Below are 24,780 nucleotides of genomic sequence, written 5' to 3' on the forward strand. Positions count from 1 at the left end.
TTTGACAAATTAAATAAATAAAATCATTATTAGCCTTTTTGAAAGCCTTATATTTTTTTTAACGAAATTAAATTTTGATAATCAGCTATTTAAAAATGCGCTAAAAAAGCCTGTTTTTTAAATAGATTCTTAAATCTCTGATTGTCAATTTTATAAAACGTTGGTTTTTTTGCATTTTTTATTTCAATTCTTGTTTAGATTTTACAACATTAATAAAAAGAAGTTAGGATTTATCAGAATCGAAAAAAAATAACCCTAATATTTTGTTAATATAGAAAATTTGTTTTACACTTGTAGTCAAATTTACCATAAGATAAATTCAAACTGACTATAAGTAAAAAAAGAACAAAACTACACTTAACTTAAACTTACCACAAATGTTTTTTTTAGAAATTGAATTTAATCGCTTTTTGATGAGATTACCATCATCAAATTCTGCTGAAAGAATCGATTTTGAAGCTGCTTATAGTCTACAAGTACTAAATGTTGGAAAAGAGATTCAGGCCCTCTTTTTCGGCATGACCTGCTTGGGAAGTTTTTCCAGATTTCTCTTAGGGTAAAAAACACTAACTATAACTTAAACTTAATCAATTCTTATTATGAAAAGCAAAAATTGTATTAAAACAACAAAGCTTCCATATTTTATGGCGGTGCTGCTTAGCGTATTTATGATGCAGTTTGGATTTGCTCAAGAATCCAAAACTGTAAGTGGGACCATTACCTCTTCTGAAGACGGATTTGGGGTTCCGGGAGCAACTGTACTTGTGCAGGGAACAAAATCGAGTACGGTTACCGATTTTGATGGAAAATATAAAGTAGAGGCTAAAACAGGCGATGTTTTAGTAATTACTTTTGTAGGTTTCAAATCGCAGAATATTACGGTTGGGACTCAAAAAGTGATCAATGCGGTTTTGCAGCCAGAAACTGCAGAACTTAAAGAAATTGTAGTGATCGGTTACGGTACTCAAAAGAAGAAAGTGAATACTGCTGCGACCTCATTGGTGTCTGGAAAAGACATTCAGCAAGTAGCAAGTCTTGATGTTGTAAATGCTTTACAAGGTCAGGCTTCTGGGGTTTCGGTAACTTCATCTTCGGGTCAGCCGGGAGCGAATATGGTGGTAAATATTCGTGGAGCAGGTACAGCAGGAAATAGCGATCCCCTTTATGTGGTTGATGGTGTAGTGGTAGATAACGGAATTGGATATCTTGATCCGTCTGTTATTGAAAGGGTCGATATTTTAAAAGATGCTTCGGCAGCTTCTATCTACGGAGCAAGGGCTGCAAATGGAGTTATCTTGGTTACAACCAAAAAAGGTAAAGATGGTAAAATGAATGTGTCTTTCAGTACTTATACAGGTTTTCAGCAGATTGCAAAAAAACTTGATTTAATGAATACGCAAGAATATACAACAATCATGAATGAAGCTCGTGTAAATTCAGGATATGCTCCATTATACACAAAAGAGCAAATTGCTGGATTTCCAGATCACGATTGGCAGAAAGATTTATTTAATGAAGGCGCAATGAAACAAAATCATTCGCTTTTGATTACTGGAGGCGACGAAAAGTCTACTATTGCAACAGGTTTATCGTACTACGGACAAGAAGGTATGATTGGAGGATCTACGAATCAATCTCAATATGACCGTATTACTTTTACAGCAAACTCTACTTCAGAAGTAATTAAAGGGTACTTAAAAATAGGGGAAAACTTCACTTTATCAAACATCAAGTCAAGCGGTGTTGCCGATGACGGAATCTACAGCAATGCGATTAGAAGTTTCTTAAATGCGGCTCCTATTGATCAGCCATATGACGAGAATGGAGATTTTGCTCGCTCTATTATTTCTCAAGATATCAGCAATCCGGTTGGATCTTTATATTACAACAACTTTAATCAGACTAAGACGAATCGTTATGTAGGTAACATTTTTGCCGAATTAAAATTTGCAAAGAACTTTACTTTCAGAACTAGTTATGGGGTTGATATGACAGATAGCAATTATCGTGCTTTCAGACCTGTTTATTCACTTTCTTCAAATGACAATAATACGGTTTCGAGCGTAACTCAAAGTGCAACAAAATCATTAGGATGGATTTTTGAGAATACACTTCAATACAAATTCAATGTTGCTACTTCTCATAATTTTGATGTTTTAGTAGGTACTTCTGCTAAAAAGAATACGTCTGATTATATGGAAGGGCAAGGAAGAAACTTGATTTTTGATGATTTCGAGCACGCGTATTTAGATAATGCAAAGGATCCTACATCAAATGTGGTAAAAGGAAATCGTAGAGATTATGCAATCCAGTCTTATTTCGGACGTTTATTGTACGATTATAACAATAAATATTTATTCTCTGCAACAGTTCGTCGTGACGGATCATCAGAATTTGGTCCAGATAACAAATATGCTATTTTCCCATCATTCTCTGCAGGTTGGAATTTAGATAAAGAAGCTTTCTTCAAAGAAAACAAGGTTTTAAATACTTTCAAATTAAGAGCGAGCTGGGGACAAAATGGTAACGATCAATTTGCAAGAAGATTTGCTTACATGTCTGTAGTAAACTCGACAGATAAAACATATCATTTTGGAACTGGTGATGAAACTCTTTTAGTAGGTTCAAGCCCAGATCAGTTAGCAAACCGTAATTTAAAATGGGAAACTTCTGAGCAGTTAGATTTAGGTTTTGATGCTACCTTGTTTACCAACTTTACTTTAACTTTTGATTACTATGACAAGAAAACCAAAGATTGGTTAGTATTGGCTTCTATACCGGCTTATGCAGGAGCAACTGCCCCTTATATTAATGGTGGTGACGTAAGCAATAAAGGTTTTGAAATTGGTTTAGCTTATCGTACACATTTTGGAAAAGACTGGAATTTTGCTATTAATGCAAATCTTTCTCGTAACCAAAATGAAGTGTTGAGAATTGCTAACAACGAAGGGATCATTCACGGTGAATCAAATGTATTGTTTCAAGGTTTAGACGAGATGAACCGTGTTGAGGTTGGAAAACCAATGGGTTATTTCTACGGATTAAAAACAGACGGAATTTTCCAAAATGCTGCTGAAGTTGCCGCGGGTGTTCAGCCAAATGCACAGCCAGGAGACGTTCGCTTCGTAGACTTAAATGGTGACGGAAAAATTGATGCAAATGATAAAACTAAAGTTGGAGATCCAAACCCTGATATCAACTATGGTGTTAATTTAGAATTATCATACAAAGCTTTTGACTTATCTGTTAATACTTATGGTATCGCTGGAGGACAAAACGTTTTTGGAGTTCACGATTACACACGTGCTTACACAAATAACACTACAGATGTGTTGAATAGATGGACAACTGAAGGAACTTCGAACAGAATTCCAAGAGTAACTTACGGAACTGATGCAAACGGAAACTATACTAAATTCTCAGATTTATATATTCAGGATTCAGATTTCTTTAGAATTAAAAATGCTACAATTGGATGTGATTTAACGAAGTTGACAGACAGATTAAAGTTCTTCTCTAAATTCAGATTGTATGTGGCAGGAAATAACATTTACACATTCACAAAGTACAAAGGAATGGATCCAGAAATTGGTTTCGGAAACGTAAATCAATCTTGGGCTAAAGGTATTGATGTTGGATATTATCCACAGCCAAGAACCTATTTAATGGGTCTGAATGTTAACTTTTAAAATTTGAAAATCATGAAAACATATATAAAATTATTTGCGCTTTCAAGCTTACTTACTTTAGGAGCTTGTTCGCAGGATTTCTTGGAAAATGAACCATACACAGATAAGGTAACGGAGAATTTTTATAAAACACCATCTGATGCTTTTGAAGGTCTTGTGGCAGTTTATGATGTTTTACAGCGCGAAGCTTACGGCGGACCATTATTAATTAGCGAACAAGCTTCTGATGATTGCTTTGGAGGTTATGGTATTGCCGATGCTCAAACCGATATCGAATGGGATCGTTTCTTATACGTTTCGGACAAAGACATGAACAAAGATGTTTGGTCAAATGCTTATTTAGGAATTTACAGAGCTAACATTTTGTTAGAAAATTTAAATAAAGTAAACTGGGGATCTGATACAGCTTTGAAAACTCGCTACGAAGCCGAAGCACGTTTCTTAAGAGCGCACTTCCATTTTACAGCGGCTAAAATGTTTGGAGATATTATCCCACTTGACCATACGGTAACAACAAGTGAGTTCGAATTGCCAAGACAAGCTCCAGAAGTTACTTATGCTTTAATTGCAAGCGATTTAAGATTTGCAGCAGACAATTTAGGGCCAGAAAATTATTCGCAAGCAGGAAATGCTAATTATGGCCGTATTACAAAATGGGCTGCAGAAGCGTATTTGGCTCGAACATTCTTATTCTATACAGGAACATATGGTAAAGCAGATTTAGCCGGAGTGGTTTCTAAAGCTGAAGCAACAGCTTACATTAACGATGCTGTAAATAATAGCGGACACGGTTTAGTGGCTGATTTTGCTAATCTTTGGTTGGCAGCTTCTTTTGAAAACTTTGTTGGAGAAGATAATACAGAAATGGTTTGGGCGGTTCGTTTTAACGGTTCAGGAAAAGGAAACTGGGATCTTCACGAAGGAAACCGTTTCCAAGTAAATATTGCGCCTCGTGGCGGTTCAATAGGAAGATATGCCACAGGTTGGGGAGGAGCAACAGTGAATCCTAAGTTGGTTGATTCTTACGAAGCTGGTGACACGAGAAAAGCTGCTTCATTTATTGATTATGCAAGTGAAAATTTAAATTTTGATCCACAGGCTAGAGAGCAGCGTCAGTACACAGGATATTCTTGGAAAAAATATTGTCCAATTACCAATGCAGCAGGAACTGCTGTTGTAGAGGCTAATGGAGGAAACTTCCAAATTGATAACTACCAAGATTATGCTATTATTCGTTTCTCAGATGTATTATTAATGGCAGCTGAGTTGAATTTACAATCGAACCCTGCTTTAGCGCAGGCAGATTATGATAGAGTACGTGATCGCGCTTTCAAAAATACCACTCACAGAAAAACAGTCAGTTTAGAGAATATCATGAAAGAGCGTCAGTTAGAATTAGCACTTGAAGGACTTCGTTATTTTGATTTAATCAGACAAGGAATGCCTGCCATGAAAGCGGCTATTGATAACAATACTGGAGATTCTCAGTTTAATGTAACTTTTAGAACAGAGACTCAGGGTTGGTTCCCATTACCGCAATCGCAGATCATTCTTTCAAATGGTACAATAACTCAAAATTCTGGCTGGAATTAATTTAAAACAAAAGACTATGAAACGTATATTATATATTTTAATAGCAGCTGTTACAATGGGTTCGCTGTTATTTTCTTGTGAGGCAATTGAGGATCGCGAAAGTCTTCCAGCAATTACTTTGACACCAGAAACACTTAAATTTTCTGTAACGCAAGATGCTACAAATAAAAATCTTGTAAGTTTTAAAAGTGATGATCCGACTGTAATTCCATTTTGGAAATATGTAGATGGATCGGGAAATGAATTAGGACATTCTAACAAAAGCAGTGATCAAGTGGTTCTCCCTTTTGCTGGAAAATACACTATCTATTACACCGCTTATACAAGAGGAGGTTCTGTAGAAGCGGCTCCTGTAACTGTAAACGTCCCTGAAAATGACGAAAGTTATTTTAGAGATCCAAAATGGCAAATGTTGACCAATGGTGTCGATGGAAAAACTTGGGTTTTAGATTTTACAGATCCAGTGGGATGGGCAGGCTTAGATTACCCAGCTGCATCTGGCGATAACTGGAGCTGGCTGCCAGATTATGCAAGCAACTCTTGGGTAATGACTAATAAAAACTGGGGCGAAATGTATTTTGATTTAAATGGAAATTATAATACAACTGTTACTCAAACAGCGATTGCAAACAATAATCAGACTACAAAAAAGGGAACCTATTCATTTGATATTGCAAATAATAAATTAGTTTTTAATGGTGGGGTCCAAATGCTTTACGGTGGAGACTATTATGGAGACTGCAGCAACTGGATCAGCGTAAAAGTGGTTGAGCTTACAGCTACATCTTTAAGATTAGCAGTAGTGCGTGACCAGAGCAGAACTGGTGAAGGAGTTTGTCTAATTGTATTCCACTACAAGCCGAAATCATAAGTTAGTTAGTTTTGAAGTCTCAGTCTTATAAACATTTCGTAATGTGCTTTAAGACTGAGACTTAAATTATTTTTGTAAGAAAGAAATGAAACCGTTTTTTATTTCTATCTTCCAATTCCAAAAAACAAAAAGGTACCTATGCATATTAGAAAAAACATAAAAAATATAAGTTTATGGGCAGTTGCAGCTGGAGTTCTTTTCTTGAATTCCTGTGCTAAAAAACAAGATGCATTTATAAACCGAAAAGTTTCTTTTAATGAAGATTGGAGCTTTCATCTTAATGACAGTATTGTTGATAAAGATACAATTGGAGATTCAACAAAATGGAGAACTTTAGACGTTCCTCACGATTGGAGCATCGAAGGAAAATTTGATGAAAAAAGCCCTGCAGGTTATGGAGGAGGATCACTCACCGGAGGTTTAGGCTGGTATAAAAAAACATTCAAAGTAGCAACAGAAGACAGTACAAAAATAATTTCAATCACTTTTGATGGCGTTTACAGAAACAGCGAAGTTTGGATAAACAGCCATTATTTAGGAAAACGCCCAAACGGATATATTGGTTTTCAATATGATATGTCACCATATTTAAATTACGGGGACAAAAACAACGAAATAATTGTTAAGGTTGACAATTCAAAACAACCCAATTCACGCTGGTATTCGGGTTCAGGAATTTTTAGAAATGTCTGGATCGAAACAACAGATAAACTTCATGTGGGAAAATGGGGAACTTATATTACGACTCCAAAAGTTACTGCCGAAAAAGCTTCTGTAAATATTGAAACAACAATCAAAAATCAATACAAAGAAGGCAAAAAAGCAACGGTAACCACAACTATTTTTAAAGAAGATAAAAAAGTAACATCAGTTACTCAAGATATAACAATCAATGGCAACGGAAATCAAATCTTGAAGCAATCGGCTGAGGTTGAAAATCCTGCATTATGGTCAGATGAAAAACCAGAATTGTATACGGCAGTTACCGAAATTTCGCTTGACGATAAAATCATTGATCAATACGAAACTACTTTCGGAATCAGAGATTTTAAATTCGATTTGAACAAAGGTTTTATCTTGAATGGAAAACAAGTTAAAATTAAAGGCGTTTGCATGCATCATGATTTAGGGCCATTAGGCTCTGCAATTAATACGCGCGCAATCGAACGTCAGTTGGAAATCCTGAAAGAAATGGGCGTAAACGGAATCAGGACTTCGCACAATCCTCCCGCTCCAGAGCTTTTAGATCTTTGCGATAAAATGGGTTTCATTGTTATGGATGAAGCTTTCGACATGTGGAAACAAAACAAAACCAAATATGATTATGCTAATGATTGGGACAAATGGCATAAACAAGACTTAATCGACCAATTGTTGCGCGACCGCAATCATGCCAGTATTTTTATGTGGAGTATTGGAAACGAAATTCCAGAACAATGGAATGAAAAAGGTATCGAGATTGCCAAAGAATTAGCAGCAATAGTGCGTTTAAATGATAAAACGCGTCCGTTTACTGCAGGAATGAATCCACCAGTAAATATGAACATTGATGCCGTGACTTTACAATTCGAGAAAAAAGAGGTTTCTATTAATCCGCTTGCAGGATCTGGAGTTTTAGATTTAATCGGATACAATTACGCGCACCAAACGTTCGAACATCATCAAAAGAATTTTCCAAATACGCCATTCATCGCCACTGAAACTACTTCGGCTTTAGAAACTCGCGGATATTATGACGCTGTTTCAGATACGATCAAAAAGTGGCCAGTAAGATGGGATCTTAAATTTACTGAAGGAAATCCAGGAAATACCGTTTCAGCTTACGATCAGGTTCAGGCACCTTGGGGTTCAACACACGAGGCAACTTGGAAAATCATTAAAAAATATGATTTCCTTTCTGGAATGTATATCTGGACAGGTTTTGATTATATCGGAGAACCAACGCCTTACGAGTGGCCATCGGTAAGTTCCTATTTCGGAATTGTCGATTTAGCCGGTTTCCCGAAAGACGTATATTATATGTACCAAAGTGAATGGACGAATAAAGATGTTCTACACATTTTCCCGCATTGGAACTGGAAAGCTGGACAAACGGTTGACGTTTGGGCTTATTACAATAATGCTGATGAAGTCGAACTTTTCGTAAACGGGAAATCAGTTGGAAAAAGAGCTAAAAAAGGAGATGATTTGCACGTAATGTGGAGAATTCCGTTTGAAGCAGGAACGCTGAAAGCCATTTCTCGAAAAGGCGGAAAAGTGGTTTTAGAAAAAGAAATCAAAACTGCTGGAAATCCTTCACAATTAAAATTATCTGCAGATAGAAGTACTATCAAAGCAGATAAAAATGATTTGTCTTTTGTAACGGTAGATATTTTGGATGCGAACGGAATTTTAGCTCCAAATGCCAGTAACGAAATCAATTTTTCATTAAAAGGAAATGGAAAAATCGTAGGCGTTTGCAGCGGAGATCCAGTAAGTCACGAATCGTACAAAGGAACTAAACATACGGCTTTGGCTGGAAAATGTTTGGTGATTGTACAATCGGGCGATAAATCAGGAAGATTGGAATTAACTGCGAAGGCAAACGGATTAAAACAATCAACAATTGTAATTACAACAGAATAATTTTTAAAATTTTAAATATAGCCACAGATTAAAAGGATTAAAAAGAGTTTTATGTTCTCGCAGATTTAGCAGATCATGCAGATTTGTTTTTTCAAATCTCTGTAAAAAGATTTAAATCCGCATGATCTGCTAAATCTGCGAGAGAAAAGAAAAAAGAAAAAATCCTTTCGAATCCTTTTAATCTGTGGCAAAAAAATAAAAACTAATCCATGAAAAACTCACAATTAACCGCATTAGTTTCTGCTTTTGTTTTGGGATTTATAGCTGTGCCAAAAGCGACAGCACAAATTCAAAACGCAGATGTACTAAACGCGCCAATAGATATCAGTAAAGATTTTCAGAACTATCTGAATACTTTTTATTTCGCAGATGAACTAGCTTCTTTTGATCCAGCAACGGGAAAAGGAACAATTAAATATTTACGATACAATTATAAAACGCGTCAGGCTTTCAACAACATGATGATGAAACCAGATGTGGAAAAAGCGAACGAATTTCCAACAACAGAATATGAAGCTTCGCCAGTTTTGCCATTCGAAATTCAGTTTGTTTCAGACAGAACCCTTCGTATCAAAACGACTTCTGGACCTCAATTTCATCCGCAAAAAGAATCATTGATGTTGGTTGATGGAGTGGCACCGAATCATCCCGAATTGTGGAAATATGCTAAAATCGAAGGCGGTCACAGTTATACCAGTAAACACGGAAAAGTTGAAATTTTAACAAAACCATGGCACGTAAAAATCTACGATGAAAAAGGGAAATTGCTGACAAGTACACTTCATGATACTGATTTTAAAAACACCTATACACCAACACTTCCGTTTTCTTACGTTCGCAGAAACAGCGATTATTCAAGAAGTATGGGCGCGGCTTTCAGTTTAGAACCAGACGAAAAAATATTTGGTTGCGGTGAATCATTCACACAATTCAACAAACGTGGTTCAAAAGTTGTTTTGTGGGCAGACGATGCCAACGGAATCCAAAATGAAACGATGTATAAACCAATTCCGTTTTACATGAGCAGCCGTGGTTATGGCGTTTTCATGCATCATTCGACACCAATTACAGTTGACTTCGGAAAATATTTTTCAAGTGCAAACGAAATGTACATTGGAGACGATGAAGCCGATTTATTTTTCTTCATCGGAGAACCAAAAGACATTTTAGACCAATACACGAATCTGACAGGAAAAGCGGCTATGCCACCACTTTGGTCATTCGGTTTCTGGATGAGCCGTATTACCTATTTCTCAGAAAAAGAAGGACGCGACGTTGCAAGAGATTTGCGTAAATACAAAATTCCAACCGATGTTATTCACTTTGACACAGGCTGGTTTGATGTAGATTGGAGAAACAACTACGAGTTTGCAAAATCTCGTTTCCCGGATGCTGTAAAAATGATGTCTGATTTAAAGAAAGACGGTTTCCAAGTTTGTCTTTGGCAATTGCCTTATTTCACACCAAAGAACACATTGTTCCCTGAAATTATGGATAAAAATTTGGCAGTAAGAGACAGAAAAGGAAATCTTCCTTACGAGGATGCCGTTTTAGATTTCTCAAATCCAGAGACTATTTCTTGGTACCAAGGGAAATTGAAAAAGCTGTTTGATGATGGGGTAGCGGTTTTCAAAGTTGATTTTGGGGAAGCAGCTCCGCCAGACGGAATTTACCATTCAGGAAGAACAGGTTTCTATGAGCACAATTTATACCCACTTCGCTACAACAAAGCAGTTGCTGAAATCACGCAGAAAGAAAAAGGATATACTTTAATCTGGGCAAGAAGCACTTGGGCAGGAAGTCAGCGTTATCCGCTGCATTGGGGTGGAGATGCCGAAACTTCAAACGGAGCAATGTCGGCAGAATTGCGCGGCGGACTTTCATTAGGATTAAGCGGATTCAGTTTCTGGAGCCATGATGTTGGAGGATTTGCAACTAAATCTCCTGAGAATATTTACAGAAGATGGACGCCATTCGGAATGTTTACTTCACACGTAAGAAGCCATGGAGAACCGCCTCGCGAACCTTGGTTGTACAGCAAAGAATTCTTGGAAGGATTTAGAAAAGCAGATAATATGCGCTACGAATTAATGCCATATATCTACGCTCAAGCAAAAGAAAGTTCGCAAAAAGGATTGCCAATGATGAGAGCTTTATTTGTAGAATATCCAAACGATCCAGGAGCATGGTTAGTCGATAATCAATATTTATTTGGATCAAGCATGCTAGTTGCACCACTTTTTGAAGAAGTAGAAGAAAGAGACGTTTACCTTCCAGAAGGAACTTGGATCGATTACCAAACTAAAAAAGTCTATCAATCTGGCTGGCATAAAATCAAAGCGGGCGAAGTGCCAATCATAGTTTTGGTAAAAGACGGAACGGCATTGCCTCACATCGGTTTAGCACAGTCCACAACAGATATGGATTGGAGTAAATTGACATTGAAAGTTTACGCTAGCGATAAAACAGCTTCGGCTTCAGCTAAAGTTTATTTGCCAAACGGAGACGCTGTCCAAGAAATAAAAGTGACCAAAAACGGAAACAATTTTGATGTAACGACAAATCCATTAAACGGAAAAACCACTTTTAAAACCGAGTGGGCAAAATAAAAAAGTTAGCCACGATCCGAGCGATAGCGAACAGGCGAAGCAATTGCACGAATTAAATTTGTGATAATTTCGGAATTTGTGGTGAAAAAATAAAAAATATTTAAACACATAGAAACATAGATTTTTTTTGTGAATAAAAGAAGTTGGAAAGAAACTAGTTTCTCACGCATAGGCTATGTGAATTTAAACAAGTGAAACGCCTTTTTTTAAAGACTCCAATAAGCTATGATTCTATGTGTTAAAAAAATGCAACCACAAATTGCAAAAATTATCACAAATTCAATTCGTGGAAATTCGTGCAATTCGTGCAATTCGTGGCAAAAAATATAATACCAAAAACATGAAAAACTATCTAATTCTCCCAGCTGTACTGTTTTCAATTGCGGTTGGATACAGCCAGAAAGCAAAAAATGCTTACGAATTGGCATCGCCAAACGGAAAAAATAAAATCAAATTTGAGCTGGTAAAAAACGCTCCAAAATACGCCGTTTCTCACGGAAAAACAGAAGTGATTTCTCCGTCTGATATGGGATTTGTATTGAAAGGAAATGAAGACTTAAGTTCAAATTTCGAAATCAAAGGAGCCAAAACTTCGACTTTTGATGAAACTTGGGAACAAGTTTGGGGAGAAAAGAAAAACATCAGAAACCACTACAATCAATTAGTTGTTGATTTACAGCAAAAAACTGGAAACAAAAGAAAACTTCAGATTCAGTTTCGTGCTTTTGATGACGGAGTGGCTTTTAGATATGTTTATCCAAAACAAAATGTAAAAGACAGCATTTTCATCATGGATGAAAAAACGACTTTCAACTTAAAAGAAGACGGAAAAGCGTGGTGGATTCCAGCCAATAGAGAAAACCGTGACGAATATCTTTTCAAAGATGCGCCAGTAAGTACACTTGATACGGTTTTAACTCCATTAACAATCGAAAGCAAAAGCGGATTAGCTTTAAGTTTCCACGAAGCAAACTTGTATGATTTTGCAAGCATGACTTTGGTCAACACAAAGGGAACAGAATTAAAATCAGATTTAGTGCCTTGGGCAGATGGCGTAAAAGTTCGTGTGAAAGATTCGTTTACTTCTTCTTGGAGAACTATTCAAATTGGAGAAAATCCAGGAGAATTAATTACTTCTTATTTGGTTTTAAACTTAAACGAACCAAATAAATTAAAAAACACAAACAGCTATTTCAAGCCTTATAAATATTTAGGAATTTGGTGGGGAATGCACATTGGGAAATATACTTTCTGGGAAAGCGACAAACAAGGTGCGACAACCAAACATGCTGAAGAATATATTGATTTTACAGCAAAAGAAGGTTTTCACCATTTATTAATCGAAGGATGGAATAAAGGATGGACGCCGGGTTGGTATGAAAACCGTATGCACATGTTCAGCTTCACGAAAAGCGCAGACAATTTCGACTTAGAAAAAGTGGTTGAATACGGAAAGAAAAAGAATATCGAATTAATCGGTTATCACGAAACAGGTTCGAACTTAATTAACTACTTAAAAGAAGTTGACGAAGGTTTTGCCTTATACAAAAAGCTAGGTATTCATACCGTGAAAATCGGTCATGTTGGTTCTAAATTGAATATGAAACAAATGCATTTCGGACAATTTGGAGTAAACTATTTCAGATACATTTTAGAAAAAGCAGCGCAATACGATTTAGCGGTTTTATACCACGAATCAATTAAAGATACGGGAGAAAGAAGAACTTATCCGAACATGGTTTCGAGAGAAGCAGCGCGCGGACAAGAGTATAACGCTTGGAGTGAAGGAAATCCGCCAAATCATTTAAGTATTATTCCGTTTACAAGATTACTTTCTGGACCAATGGATTTCACTCCTGGAATTTTCGATGTTGAGGTAAAACAAGGCTATCCAGGAAAAAGAATTCAGGGAACTGTGGGTCAGCAATTGGCATTGTACGTTACGATTTATTCTCCGATTCAAATGTTAGCTGATCTTCCTGAAAACTACGAAGGGAAACCAGCTTTGCAATTCCTAAAAGATGTTCCAACAGATTGGGAAGACACTAAAATCTTAGAAGGAAAAATTGGTGAATACATCACAACAGCAAGAAAAGACAGAAATAGCGCCGACTGGTATCTAGGAACTTTGACCAATGAAAAACCAAGAAATGTAGAAGTTTCATTATCATTCTTAGATCCAAATGCAACATACGAAGCACAGATTTATGTGGATGCTGAAGGAACTGATCAAACGCATAATCCAGAAGCAGTGGCAATTTCGAAAAAAACAGTAAAAGCATCAGATAAATTACAATTGAAATTAGGCGGAGCTGGCGGTGGCGTAGTAAGATTCAAGAAATTATAATCCACAAAGATTTTCTGTAGAGACGCACTGCAGTGCGTCTAACATATAGTTAGAGAATAAAATATTTAGCCACAGATTACACGGATTAAAAGGATTATTACTCTCGCAGATTTAGCAGATCATGCAGATTTTTTTAAATTTTTAAATTAGCTAAATCTGCCAAATCTGCGAGAGAAAAAAGAAAAAAATCCTTTAGAATTCTTTTATCCCGATGGCTATCGGGAGTGGCAAAAAAATAAACAAAACCATTTTCAGATGAAAAAACTTTTAATCATAGCAACATTTTTATTTAGTTCAATCTATTCATTTGGACAAAATGAAAGCCGAATCATAAAAGTTGATTTCAATAAAACTGCCGGAAAATTAAACACAATGTTCAAAGAATGCATTGGCGCAGGAAGGGCAAATGAAGGACTTCGTGCCGATTGGCAGCAGCAATTGGCATTGGTGAAAAAAGAATGCGATTTTAAGTACATCCGCTTTCATGGTTTATTGTCTGATGATATGGCCGTTTATCGTGAAGACGAAAAAGGAAATCCAGAATACAATTACCAATATGTTGACGTTTTATTTGATTATATTGTAAGTCTGAAAATGAAACCATTTGTAGAATTAGGTTTTATGCCGAATGCATTGGCAAGCGGAAAAGAAACTATTTTTTGGTGGAAGGGAAATGTAACGCCTCCAAAAGATTATAAAAAATGGGAAGATTTAATTAGAAATCTAACGGCGCATTTTAAAGAGCGTTACGGAGATGAAGAAGTAAAAACTTGGTATTTTGAAGTATGGAATGAGCCGAATTTATCACCAGGTTTTTGGACAGGAACACAAACAGAATATTTCAAATTATATGATTACGCTGCTCGAGGCGTAAAGGCAGTAAATTTAGCGTATAAAGTGGGCGGTCCAGCAACAGCAGGTGCAGCTTGGGTTCCCGAAACCATTGATTTTTGTGCCAAGAATAATCTTCCGATTGATTTTATTTCGACACATGCATACGGAGTGAAACATGGTTATTTGGATGAATTCGGAACTTCTGGAACGATATTAAGTAAAGATGAATTTAGCGTAAGCGGAGAAATTATAAATTCACGAAAACAAATTACAGAATCGGCTAAACCAAACTTGGAACTGCATTATACAGAATGGAGTTCATCGTATACGCCAGCAGATCCAATTCATGACAGTTATCATTCGGCTGCTTATATTCTGCAAAAAATAAAACAAGTTGGAAATGCTGCAAACTCCATGTCGTATTGGGTTTTCACTGATATTTTTGAAGAGGCTGGCCCAAGATTTACGCCTTTCCACGGCGGTTTCGGATTATTGAATACGCAAGGAATTAAAAAGCCGGCTTATTTTTCGTATTTTTTAATGAATAAATTGGGAGAAACAGAACTTCAAAATTCTGATAAAGCTTCCTGGACTTCTAAAAATGCAAAAGGAGATGTGCAGGTTTTATTGTGGGATTTTACGAATACACATCCTGGCGATAAAGAGCTGAATCAAACCTATTACATAAAAGACCTTCCATCAAAAGAAAAAGGAAAAGTCAAAGTTGAAGTGGACGGAATGCAGAAAGGGAAATATCTTTTAGAAATATACAAAGTCGGTTATAAAGTGAATGACGCTTACGCGGATTATCTAATGATGAATAAACCAAGTCAGTTAACACGTGAGCAAGTCAATTCGATAAAAAAGAAAAATAACGGGGCGCCAATTTCGACAGAAAAAATTACAATTGACGGAAAAGGAACTTTTAGCAAGGAATTTAAAATCAATGAGAATGATGTTTTTTTTCTTAATTTAATCAAACAATAAAAACCACAAACAATATAATTATTAACTGGATTTGAAGTCTATGCGTGAGGAATCAAAATCTTTAAATTCAAAACACCTAACTATCTATGAAAAACAAAATGATATTCCTATCATCAGCTTTGGTTTTCGCATTTTTTACTTCTTGTAAAAATGATGCGCAAACTTTAGCTTCAAATTCGGTGCAGACCGAAGAATACGTTGGAAAAGAAATAAGCGCGGATCATGATGCAGAAATCGACAAACTGATTTCGCAGATGACATTAGAAGAAAAAGTGGGAATGCTTCACGGAAATAGCATGTTTGCCAATGCAGGCGTAAAACGTTTAGGAATTCCAGAATTAAAAATGGCCGATGGTCCGTTGGGAGTTCGTGAAGAAATTTCAAGAGACAATTGGGCTCCAGCGGGATGGACAAACGACTTTGCTACTTATTATCCTGCGGGAGGAGCTTTGGCAGCGACATGGAACGCAGAGATGGCGCATACTTTCGGAACCAGTTTAGGAGAAGAATTACGTGCAAGAGATAAAGATATGCTACTTTCTCCAGCGATTAATATGGTGAGAACACCGCTTGGAGGAAGAACATACGAATACATGTCAGAGGATCCGTTTTTGAATAAAAAAATCGCAGTGCCTTTGATTGTTGGTTTACAGGAAAAAGATGTAATGGCTTGTGTAAAACATTATGCAGCAAACAATCAAGAAACGAATCGTGATTTTGTTGATGTGCAAATTGACGAACGAACACTTCGTGAAATTTATCTTCCAGCTTTTGAAGCTTCAGTAAAAGAAGCAAAGGCATACAGCATTATGGGCGCTTATAATAAATTTAGAGGTGAATATTTATGCGAAAATGATTATATGCTGAATAAAATCCTGCGTGACGAATGGGGATTCAAAGGTGTCGTAGTTTCAGATTGGGCTGCAGTGCATTCTACAGCAAAATCTTTAAAAAATGGTTTGGATATTGAAATGGGTACGCCAAAACCTTTCAATGAATTTTTCTTAGCCGATAAATTAATTGCAGCAGTTAAATCTGGAGAAGTTTCAGAAAAAGAAATTGACTTGCATGTAAAACGCATTTTAAGAGTTTTATTCCAAGTGAAAGCAATGGGCGGAGGCGAGCGCGCAAAAGGAAGCATTGCAACCGAAGCGCATTACCAAGACGCTTACAAAATTGCTGCTGAAGCAATCGTATTGTTGAAAAACGAAAACAATGCACTGCCGTTAAAGCTTGATGGAGTAAAATCTATTGCTGTAATCGGAAACAATGCAACTAAGAAAAATGCTCTTGGCGGATTTGGAGCGGGAGTAAAAACAAAAAGGGAGGTTACGCCACTTGAAGGTCTTAAAAACAGATTGCCTTCTTCAGTTAAAATCAATTATGCAGAAGGATATTTAGAACGTTACGATAAAAAGAACAGAGGAAATTTAGGAAATATTACGGCTAATGGTCCCGTAACAATTGACCAATTAGATCCAGCAAAAGTTCAGGAAGCTGTAGAAGCAGCTAAAAACTCTGATGTAGCCATCGTTTTCGCAGGTTCAAACCGTGATTACGAAACAGAAGCTTCAGATCGTAGAGATTTGCATTTGCCTTTTGGACAAGAAGAATTAATTAAAAAAGTAATTGAAGCCAATCCGAGAACTATTGTGGTAATGGTTGCGGGTGCTCCATTTGATATTAATGAAGTAAGCAAAAAATCTTCTGCTTTGGTTTGGAGCTGGTTCAACGGTTCTGAAGGAGGAAATGCGTTGGCTGATGTGATTTTAGGAAAAGTAAACCCGTCAGGAAAACTGCCTTGGACAATGCCAGTTGCTTTAAAAGATTCTCCTGCGCATGCCACAAACAGTTTCCCTGGAGACAAAGCGGTAAATTACGCAGAAGGACTTTTAATTGGATACCGTTGGTTTGATACTAAAAATGTAGCGCCGTTATATCCTTTCGGTTACGGATTGTCATATACTACTTTTGCACTTGATAATGCAAAAACAGATAAAACATCTTATTCTCAAAACGATGTAATCGAAGTAACAGTAGAGGTTAAAAACACAGGAAAAGTTGACGGAAAAGAGGTCGTTCAATTGTACACTTCAAAATCTAACTCTAAAATTACTCGTGCTGCACAAGAATTAAAAGGTTTCAAAAAAGCAGAAGTAAAAGCGGGAAGTTCAGAAACAGTAACGATTAAAGTTCCTGTAAAAGAATTGGCGTATTATGATGTTGCTGCTAAAAAATGGACAGTGGAACCAGGAAAATATACTATTAAAGTAGGAACTTCTTCAAGAGACATCAAAAAAGAAATTTCAATAACAATTAAGTAGTCTTTTTTAACCATATAAATAATTTAAGTTCATTCAAACTTTGCTTTAACCTTTGCGTCTCAGTGTCTTTGCGAGATTAATTTGAAGCTTAATTAAATGGACTTAAATTACTTATATGGTTATTTTTTTTAAGCTTTAGAACGCATAAGCTTTAAACGCATTAATCGACGGATTAAAGTAATGTTATAAAACCATACAAGTGATATAAGTAAATTTAAGTGCAACACGAATTAAAAACTTAAAATAACTTATATCACTTATATGGTTCAAAAAAAAATAAAATTAGTATAAATGAAAAAGTTAATAGTTTTTATTTTATTGATAATTAGTGTAATATCTAGTGCTAATGTACGAATGCCTATACTATTTTCTGACGGAATGGTACTTCAAAGAGACAAAAAAATTCCGATTTGGGGCTTTGCAGATGCAAATGAAAGCGTAGAAATTCATTTCAACAAACAAGTTAAGAAAACAACAGCCGATAAAAACGGAAAATGGATTTTAAATTTAAGTGCCGAAAAAGCTGGTGGTCCATTCGAATTGACCATTATCGGAAAAAATAAGATCACAATCAAAAATGTTTTGGTTGGAGAAGTTTGGATTTGCAGCGGGCAATCGAATATGGAATTTCAGGTTTTCAAAACTATGAATGCCGAAAAAGAAATGGCAGATGCTAATTATCCAATGATCCGTCATTTTGGTGTGGCACAGGATTTAAGCGGCACTCCGAAAGACGATTTAAAACAAGGAAAATGGGAAGAAGCCAACAAAAAAAATGTAGGCAACTTTACAGCAGTTGGATATTATTTCGCGAGAAAATTATATGCTGAATTAAAAATCCCAATTGGAATTATTAATACTTCTTGGGGTGGAACTAATGTTGAAACTTGGACAAGTCGTGAGGCTTTTGAAAACAGCCCTGATTTTAAAGCCATGATTGCCGATGTTCCGACTCTAAATGTAGACTCTATTTCAAAATTATATGCCAGAAAGATGAATGAAAGAGTTGAAAAAATTCAAGGAAATCCTGTTAGCTCTGATAACGAAGATTCATTTAAAGAACTTTCTTTTAATGATAATTCTTGGGGCGAACTCAATACGCCAAGTTTATGGGAAAATCAGCCTTTAGGAGATTTGGATGGCGTAGTTTGGATGCGAAAAACAATTACACTCACAGCCGATGATCTTAAAAACAAAGCCGTTTTAAGTTTAGCTAAAATTGACGATGAGGATATTACGTATGTAAACGGAATCGAAATTGGCCGAAACACACAATACGATTTAAAAAGAGTGTATTCTGTTCCTGGAAATGTTTTAAAAGAAGGAAAAAATGTAATTGCTGTCCGAATTGTTGACAACAGCGGAGGTGGAGGGATTTATGGTGAAGCACAAGATCTAAAACTGACTATTGGCAGTAAAAGTATTCCGCTTGACGGAAAATGGAAATTCAGAGTTATTGTTGTAAAAACAGCTTTATCACCAAACAGTTATCCGTCATTATTGTACAATGCGATGGTAAATCCGTTAGTTCCTTACGGAATTCAAGGCGTTTTATGGTATCAGGGAGAAGCCAATGTTTGGAGAGCAGCAGAATACAAAAAATCATTTCCGTTAATGATCAATGATTGGAGAACAAAATTCAAACAAGGAAACTTCCCATTTTACTTCGTTCAATTATCCACTTTTGACGAATTTGGAGGCAATAGTGAGAAAGGTAGCCGATGGGCAGAACTTCGCGAAGCACAGTCTGAAACACTAAAAGTGCCGAACACAGGAATGGCCGTAACCACAGATATTGGAAACGCCAAAGACATTCACCCAACTAACAAACAAGATATTGGATTACGTTTGGCAGCTATTGCCATGAATAATATTTACGGCAAAAAACAAGTTCATAGCGGACCAACTTACAAATCTCAAGAAATAAAAGGAAACCAAATCGTATTGACTTTTGATAATATCGGCAGCGGATTATCAACACCAAACAATGTAGAGTTAAAAGGTTTCGAAATTGCTGGTGCTGATAAAGTTTTTCATTCCGCGAAAGCGATAATGAAGGACAACAAAGTAATTGTCTCGAGCGATCAGGTGCAAAATCCTGTAGCAGTGCATTATGGTTGGGCAGATGATGATACGGCGATCAATCTTTTCAATAAAGAAAAATTTCCGGCTTCGCCTTTCAGAACCGATAATTGGGAGATGCTAACTGCGAATGAGAAATATAAAGTGAGTAAATAAGTCCTAAGTACTTCATAATTAGTGATCAGTTCTTATTAAGAAGTATACAGGCGAATAATAAAAATTTGCAAAATAAAGCTCCAGTGGAACGAAGTGAATTTCGCACCGCTGGAGCTCTTTTGCATTGACAGGATTTAATTTCTAAACGTTATAATTATTTTTTTGCCTGCTCTTTTTCTTCTGGTTTCTTAGAGTGCTCTTTTTTAAACGTTTCGTACCATTTTTCAATCGACGGATAAACAAAAGCTGCAACTTTTTTTACTGGATTATAAAAAATAGAATTGTCTAAAGTTTCTTTTTTAGCGAATGTATTATTGAAGTTTATTTTCTCAAACAAAGCAATAAAAATACTCAGAATTAGAATGGTTTTTAAAACCCTAAAAAATCCGCCTCCCAGTTTATTCATCCAGCCTAACATGGCAAAATCGGCAATTCCGGTTAGAATTTTTGCTAAAAAGTAAACTCCAATTACAACCAAAATAAAGGTCAGGATAAAAGCCGTAATTTGAATATTAGTCGGATTCCAAGAAACGTGCTTTGAAATCATTCCTGTCATTAATGAAGAAAATTTAATGGCAAGATAAATTCCTAATAACAGGGAAATAAAAGAAGCAACTTCTACAAAAAGTCCATTTTTAATGCCTTTATACAAACTGTATCCTAAAAGCGCGGCTACAATAATATCAAAAAAACTCATGTTTGGGTTTGGTGTTTAATGAGGCGCAAAGATATATCTTTTTTAGATCCAAAGGCTCATAGTGGCAAAGGTTCAGAGGTTTTATAGCAGTTGTAATTTTATGTGTTTAAAATTTTTAGGCACATTGAGTTTGAACTCTGTATCTTTGCAAATCAAAATTTAGAGTTCAGATTACGATTCTGCCCCCTCAGAATAGATTTTAATCAGTAATCCAACATCTAAAATCAACAATCTAAAATCACACAATGTCTAGAGATATACAGTTAAAAGAGCGATGGGAAAAGCTCGTTGATATACTTTCCAATCAATTTTCACAAGGTGAAGATCTTGATTTGGACGCTATAATTTATCTAATTGGAGTTCAGGAACTCGGAAAAGTGCATCGTCAATTTAAGAAAGACGAAAAATTAAATCTAATGCATATTGCCATTTGCAGATTGTTAGAACCTTATGGTTATTACGAATTTGATTTTTTTGATAGCGAAGGCTGGCCACACTACAAAATAAAAGAACAATTACCGCCGTTAAAAGCAGGTGAACAATCGGTTTTAATGAAAGAAGCGATTGTAAATTATTTTTTGGAAAGAAAACTTATTGAGTAGTTTTTTTGGTTTACAGTCGCAGTCTCAGTTTACAGTGTTTGAGACTGTAAACTGTCACTGAAAACTGAGACTAAAATTAAAAAAATGTGCAGATACGCAATGACATCTTATAAACCTCATTATGCTTGTTTTAATTGTCGGAAGACTTTTAAAAGAAGATTGATGGTGGATATAAAAAAAGGAGAAGCATCGGTTTTTGAAGCCAAATGTCCGCAATGTGGAGAATTAATGGCGAACATGGGACTGGATTTTGAATCGCCTAAAAAAGATGATGTCAAAAAGTGGGAACATATTAAAAGTTTATTTTCCGTTGGCATTACCTTTCATTCTTGCGGCTGCAGCGGACCAGGCTATATTCCGAATTCAAAAGAAAAATTAGTCGAGTATTTTGAAGACATAAAAAAGACCTATTTTAAAAATATGGATTTTTGGCGTACCAGAATTGAACCTTCAACAAAGCAAGAGAAAGAACGAGATTCAAATAAAAATTGGCATGAACTCGGACGTATTTCTTCTAATTATAAAAAGCAAGTTGTAACCAATCAAGAAGGTTTAGATTATTGGCATCTAAAGATTAAACAAGTTGAAGAAAAGTTAAATCTGATAAAATAATTTACGGAAAACCTAAAACTGCGACTGTGACCGCACATTTTCAACTAAAAACACTAAATTTGTACTCTCAATTATCGAAGGAAAATGATAGATAAGATAAAACAGCACATAGAGGAAGCTAAAGCCTTTAATGAGAAAAATAAAGAATCGTTAGAACAATTCCGTATTAAATATTTAGGAAGTAAAGGTTTGCTGAAAGAACTTTTTACTGAATTTAAAAATATTCCGAACGACCAGAAAAAAGATTTCGGACAAGTAATCAATACTTTAAAAGCAGTAGCTGAAGAAAAAGTAAAGCAGATTCAGGAAGAGCTTGAAAGTAAAGAAGAGTCTAAAGGGGTTTTTGGAGATTTAACGCGTGCTGCAGAACCAGTAATTATTGGTTCGCGCCACCCAATTTCTATCGTTAAAAATCAAATTATAGATATTTTTGCTAATATCGGATTCAACGTTTCTGAAGGACCAGAAATTGAAGACGACTGGCATAACTTTACAGCATTGAACTTGCCAGAATATCACCCAGCGCGTGATATGCAGGATACGTTTTTCATTCAGACCAATCCTGATGTGTTGTTACGTACGCATACATCATCTGTTCAGGTGCGTTATATGGAAAATCATAAACCGCCAATTCGTACGATTTCTCCGGGACGTGTTTTCCGTAACGAAGCTATTTCATCTCGTTCGCACTGTATTTTCCATCAAGTGGAAGGATTATACATTGACAAAGATGTGTCTTTCGCCGATTTAAAACAGACTTTGCTATATTTTACTAAAGAAATGTTCGGAAAATCTAAGATTCGTCTTCGTCCGTCATATTTCCCATTTACGGAGCCAAGTGCTGAAATTGATATTTATTGGGGACTGAAAACAGAAACGGATTATAGAATTACAAAAGGAACGGGCTGGCTGGAAATTGGAGGTTGCGGAATGGTTGATCCAAACGTTTTGAAAAACTGTGATATCAATCCAGATGAATACAACGGTTTTGCTTTCGGAATGGGAGTAGAGCGTATTGCAATGCTTTTATACCAAATTGGAGACATTCGTATGTTCTATGAAAATGATGTTCGTTTCTTAGAGCAGTTTAAATCAAATATATAATTCTAAGTCTAAAAGTCATAAAGTCGAAAGTCTAAAAGTCATTACTTTGGGTTTTCGACTTTATGACTTTCGACTTTAAACTTTTGACTAAAATGAAAAAAGATATAATAATTCCAGAGGTTGAAAACGTCTTTCTTGCAGCAGTACAAGAATGGAGCGACGATTTTATGGAAAAAGTGTGGTACGCTTACTTAGTTAATGACAGTGACTTTAACCTAGACAGCGTAATGGTGGTTTCAAAAGCATTTGGAACTATTGAAGGAGAAATGAAAAAAACGTCAATTCTACGCCATGCATTTGTTGAGGTTCCTGCAGTTTCTGTTGTAAAGATAGAATTGATAGAAAAAAGCCTTTTAGCGCTAAATAACGAATTCATGGTAACTTTCTTCATCGGAAATACTTTGTACGATAAGAAGTTTATTTTTAAAGCCAATTCGCTTGACGAAAACAATACGGAAGAAGTACCGATTTTGTTTGTTGAAGGGATTATGGTGAAATAGAGATTTGGAAGAAGAAAGAAGCAAGAGGAAAGACTATATTAAGACTTAAATAGAATAAAGAAGAAAGAGCCAAGACTGAAATTCAGTTTGGCTCTTTTTTTATCTCAAACAAAAGTCTTTACTCTTGCGTCTTTCTTCTATTTTCTTAAAGATTAATCCAAAGACTCCGTCAATTTCTTGAAAACCGTTTTGGCATCTTTCCCTTCATATAAAATGGCGTAAACTGCGTCGATAATTGGTGTTTTAGCACCATAACCCTGATTTAGTTTGTAAGCACTTTTTGTTGCGTAATACCCTTCGGCAACCATACTCATTTCCATCATGGCGCTTTTTACGGTGTAGCCTTTTCCAATCATATTTCCGAACATTCTATTTCTAGAAAAAACGGAATATCCTGTAACCAACAAATCGCCCAAATAAGCCGAATCATTGATGTTACGTTTCATTTTATGCACTTTTCTAATGAATTTCTTCATTTCGCGAATTGCATTACTCATTAAAACCGACTGGAAGTTATCGCCATAACCTAAACCATGCGCAATTCCGGCAGCAATAGAATAAATGTTTTTCAGCATTGCAGCATATTCAGTTCCGATAATGTCGTCTGAAATTTTGGCTTTTATGTAATTTCCAGAAAGTGATTTTGCCACAATACAAGCTTTTTCTGGATCACCACACGCAATTGTTAAGTAAGAAAGTCTTTCTAGGGCAACTTCTTCAGCGTGGCAAGGTCCCGTAATAACTCCAATGTTGTAATAAGGAATGTCGTATTGAATGTGGAAATGTTCGCCGACAATTAAACTCGTTTCTGGAACGATACCTTTAATAGCAGAAAAAATGATTTTATCGGCTAGAGAAACCGTCATATTTTTTAATTCGGCATCTAAGAAAGCTGATGGAATGGCAAAAATGATGTAATCTGCATATTCAATCGCTTCGTTTATATTGCTTGTCAGTTTAAGTTTGTTAGTGTCAAATTCAACAGAACTTAAATAGTTGGGATTGTGTTTGTATTTCTGAAGATGTTCAATCGCAGATTCATTACGCATATACCACGCAATTTCCGAAAGATTCACACATAGCATTTTGGCAATTGCCGTTGCCCAACTTCCTCCTCCAATTACTGCAAATTTTAACTTTTCGCTCAT

The 24,780-nt window shown here is 35.9% G+C and carries 15 protein-coding genes; 13 read left to right on the plus strand and 2 right to left on the minus strand.

All coding sequences use genetic code 11. From position 1 onward, the window contains the following. Window positions 1-599 precede the first annotated feature (599 nt). The 9 genes from GR162_RS16115 to GR162_RS16155 all read left to right on the plus strand — a co-directional run bounded on the left by GR162_RS16115 (window position 600) and on the right by GR162_RS16155 (window position 20,117). Entirely contained in the window at window positions 600-3,689 is a 3,090-nt protein-coding gene (locus tag GR162_RS16115; RefSeq protein WP_160782975.1) for a TonB-dependent receptor, read from the plus strand. 12 nt (window positions 3,690-3,701) lie between these two features. Then, window positions 3,702-5,282: a RagB/SusD family nutrient uptake outer membrane protein gene (locus tag GR162_RS16120; protein ID WP_160782976.1), complete on the plus strand. Its 1,581-nt coding sequence runs from the start codon at window positions 3,702-3,704 to the stop codon at window positions 5,280-5,282. 16 nt (window positions 5,283-5,298) lie between these two features. Beyond that, window positions 5,299-6,153, plus strand: coding sequence for a hypothetical protein (locus GR162_RS16125; RefSeq protein WP_160782977.1), 855 nt, complete (start codon window positions 5,299-5,301; stop codon window positions 6,151-6,153). A gap of 138 nt (window positions 6,154-6,291) precedes the next feature. Then, the gene (locus GR162_RS16130; RefSeq protein WP_160782978.1) at window positions 6,292-8,778 is read left to right on the plus strand and encodes a glycoside hydrolase family 2 TIM barrel-domain containing protein; all 2,487 of its coding nucleotides are present in this window, start codon (window positions 6,292-6,294) and stop codon (window positions 8,776-8,778) included. Window positions 8,779-8,987: 209 nt separating this feature from the next. After that, the gene (locus GR162_RS16135; RefSeq protein WP_160782979.1) at window positions 8,988-11,387 is read left to right on the plus strand and encodes an alpha-xylosidase; all 2,400 of its coding nucleotides are present in this window, start codon (window positions 8,988-8,990) and stop codon (window positions 11,385-11,387) included. A gap of 340 nt (window positions 11,388-11,727) precedes the next feature. Beyond that, on the plus strand, window positions 11,728-13,734 hold the full coding sequence (locus tag GR162_RS16140; protein WP_160782980.1) for a glycoside hydrolase family 97 protein: 2,007 nt from the start codon (window positions 11,728-11,730) through the stop codon (window positions 13,732-13,734). A 255-nt stretch (window positions 13,735-13,989) separates the two neighbouring features. Further along, complete coding sequence (locus GR162_RS16145; protein ID WP_160782981.1) at window positions 13,990-15,555, plus strand: glycoside hydrolase; 1,566 nt, start codon at window positions 13,990-13,992, stop codon at window positions 15,553-15,555. 86 nt (window positions 15,556-15,641) lie between these two features. Continuing rightward, window positions 15,642-17,879, plus strand: coding sequence for a glycoside hydrolase family 3 C-terminal domain-containing protein (locus GR162_RS16150; RefSeq protein ID WP_160782982.1), 2,238 nt, complete (start codon window positions 15,642-15,644; stop codon window positions 17,877-17,879). A gap of 291 nt (window positions 17,880-18,170) precedes the next feature. Then, on the plus strand, window positions 18,171-20,117 hold the full coding sequence (locus GR162_RS16155) for a sialate O-acetylesterase (protein WP_160782983.1): 1,947 nt from the start codon (window positions 18,171-18,173) through the stop codon (window positions 20,115-20,117). Window positions 20,118-20,271: 154 nt separating this feature from the next. Here the strand turns inward: GR162_RS16155 and GR162_RS16160 are convergent, their stop codons facing one another. Next, on the minus strand, window positions 20,272-20,814 hold the full coding sequence (locus GR162_RS16160; protein ID WP_008465408.1) for a CvpA family protein: 543 nt from the start codon (window positions 20,812-20,814) through the stop codon (window positions 20,272-20,274). Window positions 20,815-21,059: 245 nt separating this feature from the next. Between GR162_RS16160 and GR162_RS16165 the strand changes: the two genes are divergently transcribed. The 4 genes from GR162_RS16165 to GR162_RS16180 all read left to right on the plus strand — a co-directional run bounded on the left by GR162_RS16165 (window position 21,060) and on the right by GR162_RS16180 (window position 23,632). Next, entirely contained in the window at window positions 21,060-21,416 is a 357-nt protein-coding gene (locus tag GR162_RS16165) for a hypothetical protein (protein ID WP_160782984.1), read from the plus strand. Window positions 21,417-21,578: 162 nt separating this feature from the next. Further along, entirely contained in the window at window positions 21,579-22,028 is a 450-nt protein-coding gene (locus GR162_RS16170; RefSeq protein ID WP_237421379.1) for a hypothetical protein, read from the plus strand. A gap of 84 nt (window positions 22,029-22,112) precedes the next feature. Beyond that, window positions 22,113-23,132 (plus strand): phenylalanine--tRNA ligase subunit alpha, encoded by a 1,020-nt coding sequence (pheS, locus tag GR162_RS16175; RefSeq protein ID WP_008465397.1) that lies wholly within the window; start codon window positions 22,113-22,115, stop codon window positions 23,130-23,132. Between the two features lie 92 nt (window positions 23,133-23,224). After that, window positions 23,225-23,632 (plus strand): hypothetical protein, encoded by a 408-nt coding sequence (locus GR162_RS16180; RefSeq protein WP_160782985.1) that lies wholly within the window; start codon window positions 23,225-23,227, stop codon window positions 23,630-23,632. 152 nt (window positions 23,633-23,784) lie between these two features. On the opposite strand, the gene GR162_RS16185 is transcribed toward GR162_RS16180, so the two are convergent. Continuing rightward, the gene (locus tag GR162_RS16185; RefSeq protein ID WP_160782986.1) at window positions 23,785-24,780 is read right to left on the minus strand and encodes an NAD(P)H-dependent glycerol-3-phosphate dehydrogenase; all 996 of its coding nucleotides are present in this window, start codon (window positions 24,778-24,780) and stop codon (window positions 23,785-23,787) included.

The sequence above is a fragment of the Flavobacterium sp. HBTb2-11-1 genome (assembly GCF_009826975.1).
Lineage (GTDB): Bacteria > Bacteroidota > Bacteroidia > Flavobacteriales > Flavobacteriaceae > Flavobacterium.

What these genes read in the sequence shown, in the direction of transcription:
- GR162_RS16135 (WP_160782979.1), top strand. Translation starts at nt 8,988, where the DNA reads ATGAAAAACTCACAATTAACCGCATTAGTTTCTGCTTTTGTTTTGGGA.
- GR162_RS16130 (WP_160782978.1), top strand. Translation starts at nt 6,292, where the DNA reads ATGCATATTAGAAAAAACATAAAAAATATAAGTTTATGGGCAGTTGCA.
- GR162_RS16185 (WP_160782986.1), bottom strand. Translation starts at nt 24,780, where the DNA reads ATGAGCGAAAAGTTAAAATTTGCAGTAATTGGAGGAGGAAGTTGGGCA.
- GR162_RS16155 (WP_160782983.1), top strand. Translation starts at nt 18,171, where the DNA reads ATGAAAAAGTTAATAGTTTTTATTTTATTGATAATTAGTGTAATATCT.
- GR162_RS16180 (WP_160782985.1), top strand. Translation starts at nt 23,225, where the DNA reads ATGAAAAAAGATATAATAATTCCAGAGGTTGAAAACGTCTTTCTTGCA.
- GR162_RS16170 (WP_237421379.1), top strand. Translation starts at nt 21,579, where the DNA reads ATGGTGGATATAAAAAAAGGAGAAGCATCGGTTTTTGAAGCCAAATGT.
- GR162_RS16165 (WP_160782984.1), top strand. Translation starts at nt 21,060, where the DNA reads ATGTCTAGAGATATACAGTTAAAAGAGCGATGGGAAAAGCTCGTTGAT.
- GR162_RS16150 (WP_160782982.1), top strand. Translation starts at nt 15,642, where the DNA reads ATGAAAAACAAAATGATATTCCTATCATCAGCTTTGGTTTTCGCATTT.
- GR162_RS16115 (WP_160782975.1), top strand. Translation starts at nt 600, where the DNA reads ATGAAAAGCAAAAATTGTATTAAAACAACAAAGCTTCCATATTTTATG.
- pheS (WP_008465397.1), top strand. Translation starts at nt 22,113, where the DNA reads ATGATAGATAAGATAAAACAGCACATAGAGGAAGCTAAAGCCTTTAAT.
- GR162_RS16160 (WP_008465408.1), bottom strand. Translation starts at nt 20,814, where the DNA reads ATGAGTTTTTTTGATATTATTGTAGCCGCGCTTTTAGGATACAGTTTG.
- GR162_RS16140 (WP_160782980.1), top strand. Translation starts at nt 11,728, where the DNA reads ATGAAAAACTATCTAATTCTCCCAGCTGTACTGTTTTCAATTGCGGTT.
- GR162_RS16145 (WP_160782981.1), top strand. Translation starts at nt 13,990, where the DNA reads ATGAAAAAACTTTTAATCATAGCAACATTTTTATTTAGTTCAATCTAT.
- GR162_RS16125 (WP_160782977.1), top strand. Translation starts at nt 5,299, where the DNA reads ATGAAACGTATATTATATATTTTAATAGCAGCTGTTACAATGGGTTCG.
- GR162_RS16120 (WP_160782976.1), top strand. Translation starts at nt 3,702, where the DNA reads ATGAAAACATATATAAAATTATTTGCGCTTTCAAGCTTACTTACTTTA.